At 43.0% G+C, this 15259-nt stretch carries 20 protein-coding genes and 1 riboswitch; of the genes, 14 read left to right on the top strand and 6 right to left on the bottom strand.

The genetic code is table 11. The annotated features are described in order from the left end of the window. Window positions 1–19: 19 nt before the first annotated feature. From kdgT to exnP, 11 genes are all read left to right on the top strand, one after another. Complete coding sequence (gene kdgT, locus AC0OMU_RS07610; RefSeq protein WP_015483365.1) at window positions 20–1012, top strand: 2-keto-3-deoxygluconate transporter; 993 nt, start codon at window positions 20–22, stop codon at window positions 1010–1012. A 111-nt stretch (window positions 1013–1123) separates the two neighbouring features. Then, the gene (gene ypwA, locus AC0OMU_RS07605; RefSeq protein ID WP_181219657.1) at window positions 1124–2629 is read left to right on the top strand and encodes a carboxypeptidase; all 1506 of its coding nucleotides are present in this window, start codon (window positions 1124–1126) and stop codon (window positions 2627–2629) included. Window positions 2630–2770: 141 nt separating this feature from the next. Next, window positions 2771–2870: riboswitch (purine riboswitch) on the top strand. A gap of 90 nt (window positions 2871–2960) precedes the next feature. After that, the gene (gene xpt, locus AC0OMU_RS07600; protein WP_181219654.1) at window positions 2961–3545 is read left to right on the top strand and encodes a xanthine phosphoribosyltransferase; all 585 of its coding nucleotides are present in this window, start codon (window positions 2961–2963) and stop codon (window positions 3543–3545) included. After that, on the top strand, window positions 3542–4858 hold the full coding sequence (gene pbuX / locus AC0OMU_RS07595) for a xanthine permease PbuX (RefSeq protein ID WP_021481516.1): 1317 nt from the start codon (window positions 3542–3544) through the stop codon (window positions 4856–4858). The genes xpt and pbuX overlap by 4 nt, the downstream gene beginning before the upstream one ends. A 71-nt stretch (window positions 4859–4929) precedes the next feature. Continuing rightward, a complete protein-coding gene (gene bpsA, locus AC0OMU_RS07590) occupies window positions 4930–6027 on the top strand; it encodes a type III polyketide synthase BpsA (RefSeq protein WP_322839674.1) in 1098 nt (365 codons plus the stop codon). A 3-nt stretch (window positions 6028–6030) separates the two neighbouring features. After that, complete coding sequence (bpsB, locus tag AC0OMU_RS07585) at window positions 6031–6537, top strand: alkylpyrone methyltransferase (protein ID WP_004398552.1); 507 nt, start codon at window positions 6031–6033, stop codon at window positions 6535–6537. Window positions 6538–6607: 70 nt separating this feature from the next. Beyond that, complete coding sequence (fbpC, locus tag AC0OMU_RS07580; protein ID WP_100069434.1) at window positions 6608–6697, top strand: Fur-regulated basic protein FbpC; 90 nt, start codon at window positions 6608–6610, stop codon at window positions 6695–6697. A gap of 175 nt (window positions 6698–6872) precedes the next feature. Continuing rightward, window positions 6873–10454 carry a dynamin GTPase gene (dynA, locus tag AC0OMU_RS07575; protein WP_474241033.1) on the top strand — a complete coding sequence of 1194 codons (3582 nt, stop codon included), beginning with the start codon at window positions 6873–6875 and terminating at the stop codon, window positions 10452–10454. Between the two features lie 64 nt (window positions 10455–10518). Continuing rightward, a complete protein-coding gene (locus AC0OMU_RS07570; protein WP_015383925.1) occupies window positions 10519–10776 on the top strand; it encodes a YpbS family protein in 258 nt (85 codons plus the stop codon). A gap of 74 nt (window positions 10777–10850) precedes the next feature. Next, a complete protein-coding gene (locus AC0OMU_RS07565) occupies window positions 10851–10997 on the top strand; it encodes a hypothetical protein (RefSeq protein ID WP_003230761.1) in 147 nt (48 codons plus the stop codon). A 100-nt stretch (window positions 10998–11097) separates the two neighbouring features. After that, window positions 11098–11988: a 5'-3' exonuclease ExnP gene (gene exnP / locus AC0OMU_RS07560; RefSeq protein WP_015383924.1), complete on the top strand. Its 891-nt coding sequence runs from the start codon at window positions 11098–11100 to the stop codon at window positions 11986–11988. A 7-nt stretch (window positions 11989–11995) separates the two neighbouring features. Here the strand turns inward: exnP and sspL are convergent, their stop codons facing one another. The 3 genes from sspL to AC0OMU_RS07545 are packed head-to-tail and all read right to left on the bottom strand — an operon-like array spanning window position 11996 to window position 13253. Beyond that, window positions 11996–12124 (bottom strand): small, acid-soluble spore protein L, encoded by a 129-nt coding sequence (sspL, locus tag AC0OMU_RS07555; RefSeq protein WP_003218255.1) that lies wholly within the window; start codon window positions 12122–12124, stop codon window positions 11996–11998. 41 nt (window positions 12125–12165) lie between these two features. Continuing rightward, the gene (locus AC0OMU_RS07550; protein ID WP_015383923.1) at window positions 12166–12564 is read right to left on the bottom strand and encodes a reverse transcriptase-like protein; all 399 of its coding nucleotides are present in this window, start codon (window positions 12562–12564) and stop codon (window positions 12166–12168) included. After that, the gene (locus AC0OMU_RS07545) at window positions 12564–13253 is read right to left on the bottom strand and encodes a queuosine precursor transporter (RefSeq protein WP_047182776.1); all 690 of its coding nucleotides are present in this window, start codon (window positions 13251–13253) and stop codon (window positions 12564–12566) included. Before AC0OMU_RS07545 ends, AC0OMU_RS07550 begins: the two co-directional genes overlap by 1 nt. Before the next feature lie 82 nt (window positions 13254–13335). On the opposite strand from AC0OMU_RS07545, the gene AC0OMU_RS07540 reads away from it, so the two are divergent. After that, a complete protein-coding gene (locus tag AC0OMU_RS07540) occupies window positions 13336–14016 on the top strand; it encodes a ribonuclease H family protein (protein WP_015483362.1) in 681 nt (226 codons plus the stop codon). Then, window positions 14009–14191: a zinc-finger domain-containing protein gene (locus AC0OMU_RS07535; protein WP_015483361.1), complete on the top strand. Its 183-nt coding sequence runs from the start codon at window positions 14009–14011 to the stop codon at window positions 14189–14191. Before AC0OMU_RS07540 ends, AC0OMU_RS07535 begins: the two co-directional genes overlap by 8 nt. A gap of 27 nt (window positions 14192–14218) precedes the next feature. On the opposite strand, the gene AC0OMU_RS07530 is transcribed toward AC0OMU_RS07535, so the two are convergent. Beyond that, window positions 14219–14488 (bottom strand): DUF2564 family protein, encoded by a 270-nt coding sequence (locus AC0OMU_RS07530; protein ID WP_474241032.1) that lies wholly within the window; start codon window positions 14486–14488, stop codon window positions 14219–14221. Between the two features lie 155 nt (window positions 14489–14643). Between AC0OMU_RS07530 and degR the strand changes: the two genes are divergently transcribed. After that, the gene (gene degR / locus AC0OMU_RS07525; protein WP_003230774.1) at window positions 14644–14826 is read left to right on the top strand and encodes a transcriptional regulator DegR; all 183 of its coding nucleotides are present in this window, start codon (window positions 14644–14646) and stop codon (window positions 14824–14826) included. A 51-nt stretch (window positions 14827–14877) separates the two neighbouring features. On the opposite strand, the gene cspD is transcribed toward degR, so the two are convergent. Next, window positions 14878–15078: a cold-shock protein CspD gene (cspD, locus tag AC0OMU_RS07520; RefSeq protein ID WP_003230776.1), complete on the bottom strand. Its 201-nt coding sequence runs from the start codon at window positions 15076–15078 to the stop codon at window positions 14878–14880. A 15-nt stretch (window positions 15079–15093) separates the two neighbouring features. Next, window positions 15094–15240 carry a hypothetical protein gene (locus AC0OMU_RS07515; protein ID WP_144052042.1) on the bottom strand — a complete coding sequence of 49 codons (147 nt, stop codon included), beginning with the start codon at window positions 15238–15240 and terminating at the stop codon, window positions 15094–15096. Between the last annotated feature and the right edge of the window lie 19 nt (window positions 15241–15259).

Here is a 15259-nt window from a genome sequence, read left to right as displayed (position 1 = left end):
GGATGGGAGAATCCACAATATGAAAATCAAGGCGACAATTGAACGGGTACCTGGCGGAATGATGATTATTCCGCTATTTCTTGGAGCGGCGCTCAACACGTTTGCCCCTGGAACAGCGGAGTTCTTTGGAGGGTTTACGGGTGCTTTGATTACCGGAACGCTGCCGATACTGGGTGTTTTTATCTTTTGCGTAGGAGCAACGATTGATTTTCGTTCTTCAGGCTATATCGCAAGAAAAGGAATCACGTTATTATTGGGAAAGGTCGGATTTGCGGCGCTGCTCGGCGTGATCGCAGCGCAATTTATACCTGACGAAGGCATACAATCCGGCTTTTTTGCAGGCCTTTCTGTTTTAGCAATTGTCGCGGTAATGAATGAAACGAACGGCGGACTGTATTTGGCGCTCATGAATCACATGGGAAGAAAAGAGGATGCGGGCGCTTTCGCCTTTATCAGTACAGAATCTGGTCCTTTTATGACCATGGTGACGTTTGGTGTGACGGGACTTGCCGCATTCCCATGGGAAACGCTGGCAGCGACAGTCATCCCGTTTTTACTTGGATGTATACTTGGAAATCTGGATCACGATCTCAGAGACTTATTCAGCAAGGTTGTGCCGGCGATCATTCCATTTTTCGCCTTTTCGCTCGGCAATACCTTGAATTTTGGAATGCTGATCCAATCAGGGCTGCTCGGCATTTTTATCGGAGTTTCTGTCGTCATTTTATCGGGCAGTTCTTTGTTTTTGCTTGATCGTTTTATTGCGCGGGGAGATGGTGTCGCGGGAGTGGCCGCTTCTTCTACGGCGGGGGCGGCTGTAGCTGTGCCATACGCATTAGCTGAAGCGAATGCATCATTTGCGCCAGTTGCTGAATCGGCAACTGCAATCATCGCGACAAGTGTTATTGTCACCTCGCTCTTAACCCCGCTGGCAACAGTGTGGGTAGATAAAAAAATCAAGAAGAAAAAGCGGAGAACACCTCCGCCAAAAAATCAAATGACGATCAACTGAATAAAAAGGCTGCCGCCAAACATACCGGCAGCCTTTTATACAAACAATTTGACTTTCATACCCCCTTCCATTAGCCTGTAATGGAACGGCTAGAATAGGGAGGGAATGGATATGGAGATACATACATATGAAAAAGAATTTTTTGATCTTTTAAAAAGAATCTCACATTACAGCGAAGCAGTTGCGTTAATGCACTGGGACTCCAGAACAGGCGCGCCGAAAAACGGCTCAGAGGATCGTGCCGAAAGTATCGGCCAGCTTTCAACAGATATATTCAATATCCAAACATCAGATCGAATGAAGGAGCTTATCGATGTCCTGTATGAACGATTTGATGACTTGTCGGAAGATACGAAAAAAGCAGTGGAACTGGCGAAAAAAGAGTATGAAGAGAATAAGAAAATCCCTGAGGCTGAATACAAAGAATACGTGATTCTGTGTTCAAAGGCAGAAACAGCGTGGGAGGAAGCGAAAGGAAAATCTGATTTCAGCTTGTTTTCTCCTTATTTAGAACAGCTGATTGAATTCAATAAACGTTTTATTACGTATTGGGGATATCAAGAGCATCCTTATGATGCATTGCTTGATTTGTTTGAGCCCGGCGTCACGGTAAAGGTGCTTGATCAGCTGTTTACTGAGCTGAAGGAAGCGATTATCCCTCTTGTTAAACAGGTGACAGCTTCCGGAAATAAACCAGATACAAGCTTTATTACAAAAGCGTTCCCGAAAGAAAAGCAAAAAGAGCTCAGTCTGTATTTTTTACAGGAGCTTGGCTACGATTTTGATGGCGGAAGACTTGATGAAACCGTTCATCCGTTTGCAACTACGCTGAACCGAGGAGACGTTCGGGTCACGACGAGATATGATGAAAAAGATTTCCGGACGGCGATCTTTGGCACCATTCATGAGTGCGGGCACGCGATATACGAGCAAAATATTGATGAAGCACTCAGTGGCACGAATTTGTCAGACGGCGCATCAATGGGAATCCATGAATCGCAATCATTATTTTACGAGAATTTTATCGGCCGCAACAAGCATTTTTGGACACCGTACTATCAGAAGATTCAAGAAGCATCACCTGAACAGTTCAAGGACATCTCCCTGGATGATTTTGTCCGGGCAATCAATGAATCAAAACCTTCATTTATCAGGGTTGAAGCGGATGAATTGACGTATCCTCTTCATATCATCATCCGTTATGAAATTGAAAAAGCGATTTTCAGCAATGAAGTGTCTGTGGAAGATCTGCCGTCGCTTTGGAATCAAAAATACCAAGATTATTTAGGGATTACACCGCAGACCGACGCAGAGGGGATTTTACAGGACGTCCATTGGGCAGGGGGAGATTTCGGCTACTTCCCATCCTATGCGCTCGGCTACATGTATGCGGCTCAGCTGAAACAAAAAATGCTTGAGGATCTCCCTGAATTTGACGTTCTCTTGGAAAGAGGAGAGTTCCATCCGATAAAGCAATGGCTGACGGAAAAGGTGCACATTCACGGAAAACGGAAAAAGCCGTTAGACATTATTAAAGATGCAACAGGAGAAGAGCTGAATGTTCGCTATTTAATTGATTATTTATCAAACAAATATTCAAATCTCTATCTGTCATAATCAAAAGCCTGGCGGCGCGGTCGTCAGGCTCTTTTATATCGTATACCCTTGAAATACGAATGATATCTAAAAAAACAAAAATAAAGTTCGGGAATTTTTATTTTCAGCCTATGCAAGAGATTAGAATCTTGATATAATTTATTACAATATAATAGGAACACTCATATAATCGCGTGGATATGGCACGCAAGTTTCTACCGGGCACCGTAAATGTCCGACTATGGGTGAGCAATGGAACCGCACGTGTACGGTTTTTTGTAATATCAGCATTGCTTGCTCTTTATTTGAGCGGGCAATGCTTTTTTTATTCTCATAACGGAGGTAAGACAGGATGGAAGCACTGAAACGGAAAATAGAGGAAGAAGGCGTCGTATTATCTGATCAGGTATTGAAAGTGGATTCTTTTTTGAATCACCAAATTGATCCGCTGCTTATGCAGAGAGTTGGTGACGAATTTGCGTCCAGGTTTGCAAAAGACGGTATTACCAAAATTGTGACAATCGAATCATCAGGTATCGCCCCCGCTGTAATGACGGGCTTGAAGCTGGGTGTGCCAGTTGTCTTCGCGAGAAAGCATAAATCGTTAACACTCACCGACAACTTGCTGACAGCGTCTGTTTATTCCTTTACGAAGCAAACAGAAAGCCAAATCGCAGTGTCTGGGACCCACCTGTCGGAACAGGATCATGTGCTGATTATCGATGATTTTTTGGCAAATGGACAGGCAGCGCACGGGCTTGTGTCGATTGTGAAGCAAGCGGGAGCTTCTATCGCGGGAATTGGCATTGTTATTGAAAAGTCATTTCAGCCGGGAAGAGAAGAACTTGTAAAACTGGGCTACCGAGTGGAATCTTTGGCAAGAATTCAGTCTTTAGAAGAAGGAAAAGTGTACTTCGTACAGGAGGTTCATTCATGAGAAATGGATTCGGCAAAACGCTGTCTTTAGGGATTCAGCATGTTCTCGCCATGTATGCCGGCGCCATTGTCGTTCCTCTGATTGTCGGAAAAGCAATGGGACTGACCGTCGAGCAGCTGACTTACTTAGTATCAATTGATATTTTTATGTGCGGTGTGGCTACACTTCTGCAAGTGTGGAGCAACCGATTTTTTGGGATCGGGCTTCCGGTAGTGCTTGGATGTACCTTTACAGCTGTATCGCCAATGATTGCGATTGGATCTGAATATGGGGTTTCAACAGTTTACGGCAGCATTATCGCTTCAGGCATTCTTGTCATTCTTATTTCATTTTTCTTTGGAAAGCTCGTATCGTTTTTTCCGCCGGTCGTGACAGGCTCTGTTGTTACGATTATCGGTATTACACTGATGCCGGTTGCCATGAATAACATGGCCGGCGGAGAAGGAAGTGCAGATTTCGGAGATCTCTCCAACCTTGTTCTTGCTTTTACCGTGTTGAGTATCATTGTGCTTCTATACCGTTTTACAAAAGGCTTTATCAAGTCCGTCTCGATTTTGATCGGTATTTTGATTGGCACCTTCATCGCTTATTTCATGGGGAAAGTTCAATTTGATAATGTTTCGGACGCGGCAGTTGTTCAAATGATTCAGCCATTTTACTTCGGCGCGCCGTCTTTTCATGCAGCGCCTATCATTACGATGTCCATCGTTGCAATTGTCAGCCTTGTGGAGTCAACTGGTGTTTACTTTGCTTTAGGTGACCTGACAAACCGCCGTTTGACAGAGAAAGATTTGTCTAAAGGCTATCGAGCTGAAGGACTGGCTGTGCTTCTGGGCGGTATTTTTAACGCTTTTCCTTACACGGCATTCTCTCAAAATGTCGGGCTTGTTCAGCTCACAGGGATCAAAAAAAATGCCGTCATTGTGGTCACAGGTGTGATCCTAATGGCATTTGGGCTGTTTCCAAAAATCGCTGCTTTCACGACCATTATTCCATCCGCTGTTTTGGGCGGTGCAATGGTGGCGATGTTTGGAATGGTGATCGCTTACGGAATTAAAATGCTCAGCCGCATTGATTTTGCGAAACAGGAAAATCTGCTGATTGTTGCTTGCTCAGTGGGATTGGGGCTCGGTGTGACCGTTGTGCCGGATATTTTCAAACAGCTTCCGAGTGCCTTAACGCTGCTTACAACGAATGGCATTGTGGCGGGCAGCTTTACTGCAGTCGTCTTAAATATTGTATATAACGTTTTTTCTAAAGCCAAAAAAACAGAACAAGAAGCTGACCTCGCTGAACAAAAAACAGCAGTCTAACTCCGCCGCGGCGGAGTTTTTTGCATATAAAAAAGATTGTTGCGGCACAATGTATGCAAAGAGGTGATCGCATGGCGTTTATTTTATCCATTGGAACAAGTCTTCCTGCGTATAATGTAAACCAAGAGAAAGCGGCCGAGTTCGCCCGCTATATGTTTCAGCATTCTTTTAAGGATATTGACCGGCTGTTATCCTCCTTTAAAAACGGGCAAATCCATTCGAGACAGTTTGTTAAGCCGATTGAATGGTATAAAGAGGGGCACAGCTTTGAAGAAAAAAATCAAATATACATAGAAGAAACACTTAAACACAGCAGAGCGGCTGTTCGTGAGTGCCTCTCTCATCCGGAATTTTTTCAAGAAGCCATTCCTTATGAGAAAGTGGAAGCTGTTTTTTTCGTCTCCAGTACAGGTCTTTCCACACCGAGTATCGAGGCGCGGCTTATGAATGAACTTCCGTTTTCTCCATATACGAAGCGGATTCCGATTTGGGGGCTTGGCTGTGCAGGAGGAGCCAGCGGACTTGCGCGTGCAGCCGAATACTGCACAGCGTATCCTGAGGCTTTTGTGCTTGTCATTGCTGCCGAACTGTGCAGCCTGACATTCCAGCCGGAAGATAAAACAAAAAGCAATCTGATCGGCACCTCGCTTTTTGGTGACGGCATTGCCGCAGCTTTATTATGCGGAGAGAAGGCGGACCGCAGGATGTCAAAGCTGAAGCTTGCGCCGAAGATAATGGACGCCCAATCTGTTTTGATGAAACAATCAGAAGATGTCATGGGCTGGGACTTTACCGATCAAGGATTCAAAGTCATTTTCTCACGAGACATTCCGACCTTGGTGGAAAAATGGCTCAAAACAAATGTACAGATTTTTTTGGACAAACATAAGCTGTCATTCCATGATATCAGTGTTTTTTTGGCGCATCCAGGCGGAAAAAAAGTGATCGATGCATACATCAAAAGTCTCGGGCTGTCGTCAGAAAAGCTTTCATCTGCGCAAACCATTTTGCAAAAGCACGGAAATATGTCTTCAGCCACAATCTTGTATGTGATAAAAGACCATCTGCAGAACGGACATAAAAAGGAAGCTGAACGAGGAATGATTGGCGCATTAGGGCCGGGTTTCTCATCAGAGTTGCTATTATTCAGCTGGGAAAAGGGGGCCTGACTCATGTTTTGGTTGTTGATCGCCATTCTCATTGTTCAAAGAGCAGCAGAAATGGCAGTGGCCAGGCAAAACGAACAAAAGGTAAAGAAGCAAGGAGCAATTGAATTTGGCGAGAGCCACTATCCGTATATCATTACGATGCATATCCTTTTTTTCCTGTCCTTAATTGCCGAAGTGCTGCTGATGAATAAACAGCCGTCCAGCTGGTGGCTCGGTATCGCTGCAGTTATTTTAAGCGTACAGATCGTACGGTATTGGGCGCTTTGTTCCTTAGGGGCATATTGGAATACGAAAATCCTTGTTGTTCCAGGTGTAGAGCTTGTAAAAAAAGGTCCATATAAATGGATGAAACATCCAAACTATGCCGTTGTTATACTCGAAATTTTGTTGATTCCGCTGCTTTATCAAGCATACGTCACCATGTGTCTGTTTTCCATTTTCAATGCCGTGTTGTTAAGCGTCAGAATTCGCGCAGAAGACAAAGCATTACAGGAATACAGCGTAAAATAGCGATTGAAAATCATTCTCAACCATGTTAAAATGAATTTGAAAAAGATTCTCAATCAGGATGGTGAAGCAAATGACAATGCTGTTTTTGCTTGGAGCGGTTTGTACATATAGTGTATTAATTGGTTTTGTATTAAAAGGAATCTCTAATAAATCTGTTTGATGAATCTGGAACTTGTAAAAGTTGCAGATTTTCTTTTATAGAAGCTGCCGTAATGGCGGCTTTTTTCTATTCTCCTAAAGAAATTTGGTTTATTCTTGTGTAAAATGAAAAGGGAATGAATTCAGATCTTTCGAAAAAGGTTCACAATTGAAACGGCACAAAGGGGTTCAGACTTATGACAGATCAAAACAGAAAAGAGCTTTTGCATAAAACTGGGGAACTTTATAAGCAATTTATTGAGAATCAAGATGAACAAAGGGCTGTTAAACTGGCTGCGGTCATGAAAAAAGCGGCTGATGAAGAGGTTTATATCGCGTTTACCGGGCATTATTCAGCGGGGAAATCGTCACTGCTGAACTGCCTGTTAATGGAGAATATTTTGCCGACAAGCCCGATTCCGACAAGCGCTAACCTTGTTGTGATCAGAAACGGGGAAAAGCGAGTTCGGCTTCATACAACAGACGGAGCGTGTGCTGAGCTGGAAGGGGCTTACCAGAAAGACAAGGTGCAGCAATATTGTAAAGACGGGGAACAGATTGAAAGCGTCGAAATTTTTGACAGATATACTGAGATCGATTCCGGGGTTGCGTATATTGATACTCCAGGGATAGATTCAACAGATGATGCGCATTTTCTATCGGCTGCTTCTATTCTTCACCAAGCGGATGCGCTGTTTTACGTCGTTCACTATAATCACGTGCACTCTGAGGAAAATGTAAAGTTTCTCAGATCAATAAAAGAAAGCATTCCGAATGTGTATTTTATCGTCAATCAAATTGACCGCCATGATGAGACGGAGACGAAATTTGGAGACTATAAAGCGCAGGTAGAGGAGATGCTTTGCAATGAAGGGATTTCAAAGGAAGCGCTCTATTTTACGTCAGTAACAGAACCGGACCACCCGTTCAATCAGATGGGGGCCCTGAGAGAAGAGTTAAGAAGAATAGAACAGCAATCAAAAAGCAATATGCAGGCTTTAACCGAACAAAAAGTCCGTAATCTGCTAAAGGAACATACGGAAATGCTGAAGAAAGACGAAACAGGCGCTCCGAGTTTCGCTGAACAGCTTAATATCCAAACTGGACTGGTCCAATCGCTGCGTGATCAATTGGATGAGGCCGAAAAACAAACGACTGAGGCAGAGAAGAGGATGCAGGAAGAAATCAATCGTATTTTAAAAAACGCCAACCTGACGCCTTTTGAAATGCGTGAATTGGCGGCTGCATTTTTAGAATCACAAGAGCCTTCCTTTAAAACCGGCTTTTTCTTTTCTAAAGCGAAAACTGCACAGGAAAGAGATAAAAGGCGGAATGCTTTTTTCTCTGATGTGGCAAAACGAACAGAGGCCGAAGCGGATTGGCATATAATAGACACGCTTCATAAACTCGCCAAGGCATTTGATGTCTATACCGCTGAAAGTGAAAAGCTGATTCAGGCCTATCGCACACCGCTTGATATAAGCATCATTGAACGCGCGGTCAAGCATGGTGCAGCCTTTTCTTCTGAATATGTATTGCAATATACAAAAGACTTGGCAGAGCTCATCCGGAAAGAGGCGAAAAGAGAAGCCGCAGACATCATAAAGGTGCTCTCCGCTATGGTGAAAGAGCGTGTTTCCAAAGACATGCAAACGATTAACGACCGGCTCGTCCAAGAATCAGAAAAACTTGTCTTTCTTCAAGAACAAGCTCGTTTAGAGAATCATGCCCGAGAGAAAACCGATCGCCTTTGGGCCATTTGGGAAGAAGAGTCCGCATGCCCAATGCATATAGACACAGAATGGTTTAAATCGAAGAAAACAAGAGTGGCGGCTCCAGAGCAGAAACAAGGCCGAAGCCAGCTGACGGCGCAGCCGATGCCGAAATCAGAAATCAAAATGGAACAAGAAATGCCGCTTCAAGACCAAATCAAACGCTTTTACACTTTGTCTGACCTTTTAGGCGAATGCAGCATGTTGTTAAAGCAAACTTCAGCGTTTCGTGAAAGGGTGAAAAGGCTTGAGGAACGGAAATTTACACTCGCTCTTTTTGGAGGCTTCAGCTCGGGGAAATCATCATTTGCCAATGCGCTTGTCGGCGAAAGAGTGCTGCCATCCTCACCAACTCCAACCACAGCGACAATTAACAAGATCACAAAGCCAATCAATGGAAACTTAAACAAAACAGCGGATGTAGTGTTTAAGACAGAGGATGACATAACGGCTGAAATTTTACAGCTCACCGGAATACCAAAGGAACCGGCAGGCCGTTCCTTCACAGAGAAGTGGGAAAAGGCAGTCAAAAAAAACAGGCTGCAGGAAGAACACGTGAAATTGATCAGCAATTTCCTGCTTGCATATGAGAAGTATCAGCAGTATATACAGGAACAGAAGAAATTAACGATTCCGCTATCTGAATTAAAGCCGTATGTAGCAGAGGAAACAACGGCCTGTGCTGTGAAAGAGGTAACGGTCTACTATACATGCCCGCTCACTGAAAAAGGGATTACGATCGTTGATACACCCGGCGCGAGCAGCATGAATAAACGGCATACAGAACTGGCATTCCAATATATCAAAGATGCTGATGCATTTTTTTATATGACTTATTATCAGCACTCTTTTTCAAAAGGAGACCGTTCATTTTTGCGAAAGCTTGGACTTGTGAAAGAATCGCTCAGCATGGATAAAATGTTTTTTATTATTAATGCTGCAGACCTTGCAAAAGATAAAACAGAGCTCGAAACAGTGACCGATTATGTCAGCGCAGAGCTTGTAAAAGAAGGGGTTTATGAGCCGCAGCTCTTTACCGTATCAAGTAAGGAGGAACTGGTGGGAAAACCGGAGTCATTTTATAATCAGTTCTCGAAAGTAAGAAAACACTTAGACCGGTTTATCGAAGTGGATGTAAAAAAAGCGTCAGCAGCGCAGCTCAGTTCGGAGGCAGACAAACTATGCGAAACTGTTTTTCAGCTTCACCAATCCCAGCATCAGTCCCGAGAAGAGAAGGAAGCGCAGAAACAGCACCTTATGCTGTCATTTGAGCGGACAGCGGCCGATATCGAGAAACGACGGAACTCAGAAACCATCATTGAAAAAGTAAAAAAAGATACAAGAGAGCAGCTATATCACATTACACAGCGATTATCATATTTTGCAAATGATTTATTAAAATCGGCATTTCATCCCGGGCTGCAAAACGGGGATTGGAAAAAGAACGTCAGTAAGGCGATGACAACAGCCTTACATGAATATCAATTTGAATATATTCAGGAAATCAAAACGCTTGATGTTCGCATGAGCGGTTTCATCGAAAGGCATATCAATGAAGAATGGCTGGATCAATTTCAAAAAACATTAAACGAGGACGGTTATTTTTCCGTTTATGCGGGTGATCAGCATTCGAACGGCATACAGTTGAAGGAAGTTGAACCAGAAATAGAAGAACGTGCTTTTGAGCAGGAACTAAAAGAGGTCAAATCACCGAAGCAGTTTTTTGAGCAGAAAGGAAAATCGGCCTTTATCGAAGCTGTACGGATGAAACTTACGAAAATCACAGAGACATGGATAAAAAATGAAGAAGAAAGCCTGATCTCTCATTACACTGCTCACCTCAGACGCTTACAGGAAGATATGGGTGAAAAAGCAATCGCGCAAATAACCGATCAAAAAGAGACATATTTAAGAGGATATGCGGAAGGGGAACATGCGAAAGAGATTGAAATGGCGTACCAGGCGTGCATCTCCTGGAAAAATTCAGACAATACAATAAAAATGTAAAATTCAGTTGGCTTGTATTTCAAGTCATGATAGACTAAATAGAAAAAAGCGAGATGAACGATTAATGTCAGAGGTACATAAAGCAATTTCAGCACATTCATCAAAACAGCACGAGCATATCAAAGCATTTATGCGTCTTGAAAATTTGCGTGAATTGGCGATTGAAGAAGCTGTTGCTAAATGCAAAAACGATGAGCCTTATACTACAGATGCAATTAATGAAATTACCGAGCAAATGAATCAGCTCGCTAAAAAAGGCATCGTCCCGACAAGACGGCTTGTATCAAAAGAAATGGTCAGAGAATACGTAAGCCGCATGTAAGCTGGATGATCCTGTCGCGAGTGAACCTCCTGCCGGAAGCATATACTATATGCATCCGACGTAAGGGGGGATTCATGTTGGGCAGAACAAAGCTCGGAAACAGAAATGCACAGGCGAATAACAATGCCAAAAAGAAAAACGGATTTCAAACCCATTTTGACTCTTACGCAGGACGCGAAGCTGAAAAGCTGATCGCCAGCAACAAAAGACACAACGATTGATAAATATCCAAACAGTATCTCTCATTAAAGAGATACTGTTTTTTATTTTTGGGCTGCTTTATGATAAAATAGAAGGAATGAAAGAAAAGGGAGTTATCTGATGAATAATAATAAACTATTGCTGGTTGACGGCATGGCTCTTTTATTCCGGGCCTTTTTTGCCACGGCCGTACATCGCAACTTTATGATAAATGACAGCGGGGTGCCGACGAACGGCGTCAACGGCTTTTTAAAGCATTTGATTACAGCTGTGGAAACATTCCAGCCGACACACGTCGTCTGCTGCTGGGACATGGGGAGCAAAACGTACCGAAATGACTTGTTCCAAGATTATAAGGCCAACCGCAGCGCGCCGCCTGTGGAGCTGATTCCGCAGTTTGATTTGGCAAAGGAAGCAGCCGCAGAGCTTGGAATCATGAATATTGGCTTTGCCGGCTATGAAGCGGATGACTGTATCGGTACTCTTGCCGATTTATTTGCGAATGAAGCGGACATTACGGTCGTAACAGGGGACAGAGATTTACTTCAGCTGTTAACGGATAAAGTAAGCGTTGCTTTGCTTCAAAAAGGAATCGGAAATTATAAAGTCTATACAAAAGAGATTTTTTATGAAGAAACAGGCGTAATGCCGAAGGCTTTGATTGATATTAAAGCGCTTATGGGAGATTCCAGTGATAACTATCCCGGAGTCAAAGGGATTGGAGAAAAAACAGCCTACAAACTGATTCGTGAATACGAAACGATTGACCGTTTATTGGAAAATCTTGCTCTTCTTCCAAAAGGACAGCAGGGAAAAATTCAGCAAGGTTTAAGCGATTTGGAGATGTCGAGGAAGCTTGCGGAAATTCATTGCTCAGTGCCGCTGGCCTGCACACTGAAAGACGCTTTATTTAATTTGCAAATGGAGCAGGCGGCTGACATGCTTCGCCGCCACCAAATCAAAGGAATTGAGCGTATGCTTGAAAAGCTGAACGCTAGAGAAATCGTTTAGATTTTCTCTAGCGTTTTGTATTGCTTTTTTTTGCTCTTTCCTCAAGCTCTGTTTTAGGGTCATTATGTGTATTGCCTTCCAGGTCGCCTTGCGGAGTAACACCGCCGGTCAGCCGGCCTTTATCTTTCTTTTTCATGTTAGTTCACCTCGCCATTAGGATGAACCAATGATCAAGATTTAATTCTTTTCATTCAGCCGAATCGCTTCTTTTGCCAGAAGATCGGCTTTTTGGTTTTGCTTGCCCGGTATCCATTTGATGAAAAAAAGAGGGAATGCCGCTTTTAATCGGATAATTTCTTCTACGAACGGTTGAAACGTTTTATTTTTAACCATTTCAAGCTCAGTGGCGCGTTCCACAATATCTGAATCGGTTCGAAAGGAAACCGATTGATACCCGCGCGTTGCACATAGCTTCATCCCTTCAATTAATGCAAGAAATTCCGCTTCCTGATTTGTATGCACTCCGATTGGAATAGAGAAGGATTCTGCTATTCCCTCATGTTTGATAAAAATGCCGATACCGGAAGGCCCGGGATTACCAGCGCTTGCTCCGTCTACGTATATTTCTGTAGGCATTATGAACTCCTTTCATCTTTAGGTATCATTTTTTTGGCTGCATATGCATAAGGCAATGAAATCAAAGATACCGCAAACTTAATCAAATATGTAGAAATAAAAATATGAAGCCACACGCCTGCCGGATAAATGCCGAGAAAGGCGACTGCAGTGAATATGAATGTATCAAACAGCTGGCTGACTGCTGTACTGCCGCCGTTTCTGAGCCATAAAAGCCGATCAGAAGGAAATATCCTTCTAATTGCCGAATATACATAAACATCCAGCGTTTGGCTGAAGATAAAGGCAAGCAGACTTCCTAACGCAACTCGCGGAAGGAATCCGAAGATCGTTTCCAGCGCTGGTTGTGATATGTCGCTGGAAGCCGGTTCGAAAAGCAGCACGCCCTGCATGACAAATGTCAGCGTCAGGAGCGTTGAGAATCCGAGCCATACCGCTTTTCTGGCTTCAGCTGGTCCGTATTTTTCATTCAGCACATCTGTCGCAAAAAAGATTGTGCCATACATCACATTCCCGAGTGTCGCTGTTAAGCCAAACAGTTCGACTGTTTTGACGACTTGGAGGTTGGCGCAGACTGTCGCAAAACCGATCCAAACAAACAGTCCCATTTTGCCAAATCCTTTATAAAATAAAAGAACAATGATAAAATGAATGATCGCAAAAAAGATCCAAAACGAATTATTAAACAAGATGAAAAAGCTTCCTTTCCGGGGTAAGATTGGTTTGATTATAGCATAAGCCCGGCAACTAATGAATGGTAAGGTGATTGTAATGAAGCTCAGACCGCATTTGAAAATAGAAGCAAAAGGAACGGGATCCGTCTCATTTTTTAGCGAAGACTGGCTGACAGCACAGCAGGCACGTATGCTCGCCAGAGAACTTGGCCGTTTTCCATACATGAAGGAGCTAGAGTTCGAAGACGAGAAAGGCGGCAGCTGGACGCTGAAGGAATTGGAAAAGCTGACAGAGGAGCTTGCTCAAGAACCTGATGACATTACTGTTTATTTTGACGGCAGTTTTGATAAGGAGAGCGAACTGGCCGGTCTCGGGATCGTCATCTATTATTCATTGGGAGGAACCCGGCATCGCTTGAGAAAAAATAAAAGCTTCCGGCTGAAAACCAATAATGAAGCTGAATACGCAGCGCTTTATGAAGCAATAAGAGAAGTAAGAGAGCTTGGGGCAAGCAGAAATTCAATTACAATCAAAGGGGACTCGCTTGTTGTGCTGAATCAGCTTGACGGCAGCTGGCCTTGTTATGATCCATCTCATAATGAATGGCTGGACAAAATAGAAGCACTCCTTGAATCGCTGAAGCTTACTCCAACCTACGAAACGATACAACGAAAAGACAATCAGGAAGCTGACGGCCTCGCTAAAAAAATTCTATCCCATCAATTCGTAGAAAGCCACACGAAATTAGACCGTAACGGAGATGACGAAATTGGATAAGAAAATGATCTTTAAAGAACTGACAGAACTGCACGATGAATATTGCAAGGACTGTTTTATTAAGAAGCAGTTTCGCAAAGAATTTGGCAAAACTTATGCGCATTCATTTTGTATCAATAAATGTACGGTTGGTGAAAAGCTGAAACAATACGGAGATGTCTTAACCAGCCACTAAAAATAAAAACCGCAGAAGCTGCGGTTTTTATTCTTTGAATTCATCGAGCTGATGCTCGCTGTCATCTAGCAGCTGCTGTTGCTGCTTTACAAATTCAGGATCATCGAGAGCTGCCAGCTCTTCAGATTGTGACAGTTCTCTAGCATCCTCAATGACTTGGTATGCAGAGTCGACTAATGTTTTGCTTTGGCCTCTCGTCGCAGCTCCTGTTGTTTTCTGCGCTGTTTCCACCGCTAGTTCCAGATGCCGCTTATCCGTAAAGCCAGTCTGATCCTCATTATGAAATTCTGAAGTCACCAAAAACACCTCCGCCATTATTTTGCAGAGTTTTTTTGAAATTTATGTACCAAAATAGAAAAGAAAATAAAAATAAGCCGATATAACTATTGAACCAGAATAAATAGGACTGTTTTACTATTTGAGGTATCTTGATAGAGAAGGGGTACGCAGCTATGGATGATAAAGACTTGAAGTTGATCCTTCACAAAACATTTATAGAAATATACAGTGATTTAGAAGAACTGGCGGATATCGCGAAAAAAGGAAAACCGTCAATGGAAAAGTATGTTGAAGAGATTGAACAGAGGTGCAAACAAAACATTTTGGCGATTGAAATCCAGATGAAAATCAAATAGGAGAGGCGAATGCCTCTCCTCTATTTGTCATCTCATCATCATGTATTGAGTTTAGAGTTTTACAACATTAGAAGCTTGAGGTCCACGATTACCTTCGACAATTTCAAAAGAAACTTCTTGTCCTTCTTCTAATGATTTGTATCCATCTCCTTCGATAGCTGTGAAGTGAACAAATACATCGTCTCCGCCTTCAACTTCAATGAAGCCGAATCCTTTTTCGTTGTTGAACCATTTTACTTTACCGTTTTGCATATTGCTTAATTCCTCCTAGTACTGTAGCACCCGTGTGCTAAAAAAAATTTTGTCACCATTTAACGTTGATTCATTGTTAAATGATGGTTCAACTATACACCATCTGGGAGCACCCGTCAAGTTGTGAAACGGCTTATTTTTCAAAAGAAGGGCAAGTTTCATAAAAAAATGTAACCGCTTT

It is taken from the genome of Bacillus sp. FAU18 (genome assembly GCF_056033885.1).
Note: the sequence above shows the minus strand (reverse complement) of the source record. Positions and strands in the feature narration are given on the sequence as shown.

Bases quoted from the DNA above. Each gene is read 5' to 3' on its own strand.
- kdgT (WP_015483365.1), top strand. From the start codon at position 20: ATGAAAATCAAGGCGACAATTGAACGGGTACCTGGCGGAATGATGATT.
- ypwA (WP_181219657.1), top strand. From the start codon at position 1,124: ATGGAGATACATACATATGAAAAAGAATTTTTTGATCTTTTAAAAAGA.
- xpt (WP_181219654.1), top strand. From the start codon at position 2,961: ATGGAAGCACTGAAACGGAAAATAGAGGAAGAAGGCGTCGTATTATCT.
- pbuX (WP_021481516.1), top strand. From the start codon at position 3,542: ATGAGAAATGGATTCGGCAAAACGCTGTCTTTAGGGATTCAGCATGTT.
- bpsA (WP_322839674.1), top strand. From the start codon at position 4,930: ATGGCGTTTATTTTATCCATTGGAACAAGTCTTCCTGCGTATAATGTA.
- bpsB (WP_004398552.1), top strand. From the start codon at position 6,031: ATGTTTTGGTTGTTGATCGCCATTCTCATTGTTCAAAGAGCAGCAGAA.
- fbpC (WP_100069434.1), top strand. From the start codon at position 6,608: ATGACAATGCTGTTTTTGCTTGGAGCGGTTTGTACATATAGTGTATTA.
- dynA (WP_474241033.1), top strand. From the start codon at position 6,873: ATGACAGATCAAAACAGAAAAGAGCTTTTGCATAAAACTGGGGAACTT.
- AC0OMU_RS07570 (WP_015383925.1), top strand. From the start codon at position 10,519: ATGTCAGAGGTACATAAAGCAATTTCAGCACATTCATCAAAACAGCAC.
- AC0OMU_RS07565 (WP_003230761.1), top strand. From the start codon at position 10,851: ATGTTGGGCAGAACAAAGCTCGGAAACAGAAATGCACAGGCGAATAAC.
- exnP (WP_015383924.1), top strand. From the start codon at position 11,098: ATGAATAATAATAAACTATTGCTGGTTGACGGCATGGCTCTTTTATTC.
- sspL (WP_003218255.1), bottom strand. From the start codon at position 12,124: ATGAAAAAGAAAGATAAAGGCCGGCTGACCGGCGGTGTTACTCCGCAA.
- AC0OMU_RS07550 (WP_015383923.1), bottom strand. From the start codon at position 12,564: ATGCCTACAGAAATATACGTAGACGGAGCAAGCGCTGGTAATCCCGGG.
- AC0OMU_RS07540 (WP_015483362.1), top strand. From the start codon at position 13,336: ATGAAGCTCAGACCGCATTTGAAAATAGAAGCAAAAGGAACGGGATCC.
- degR (WP_003230774.1), top strand. From the start codon at position 14,644: ATGGATGATAAAGACTTGAAGTTGATCCTTCACAAAACATTTATAGAA.
- cspD (WP_003230776.1), bottom strand. From the start codon at position 15,078: ATGCAAAACGGTAAAGTAAAATGGTTCAACAACGAAAAAGGATTCGGC.
- AC0OMU_RS07515 (WP_144052042.1), bottom strand. From the start codon at position 15,240: ATGAAACTTGCCCTTCTTTTGAAAAATAAGCCGTTTCACAACTTGACG.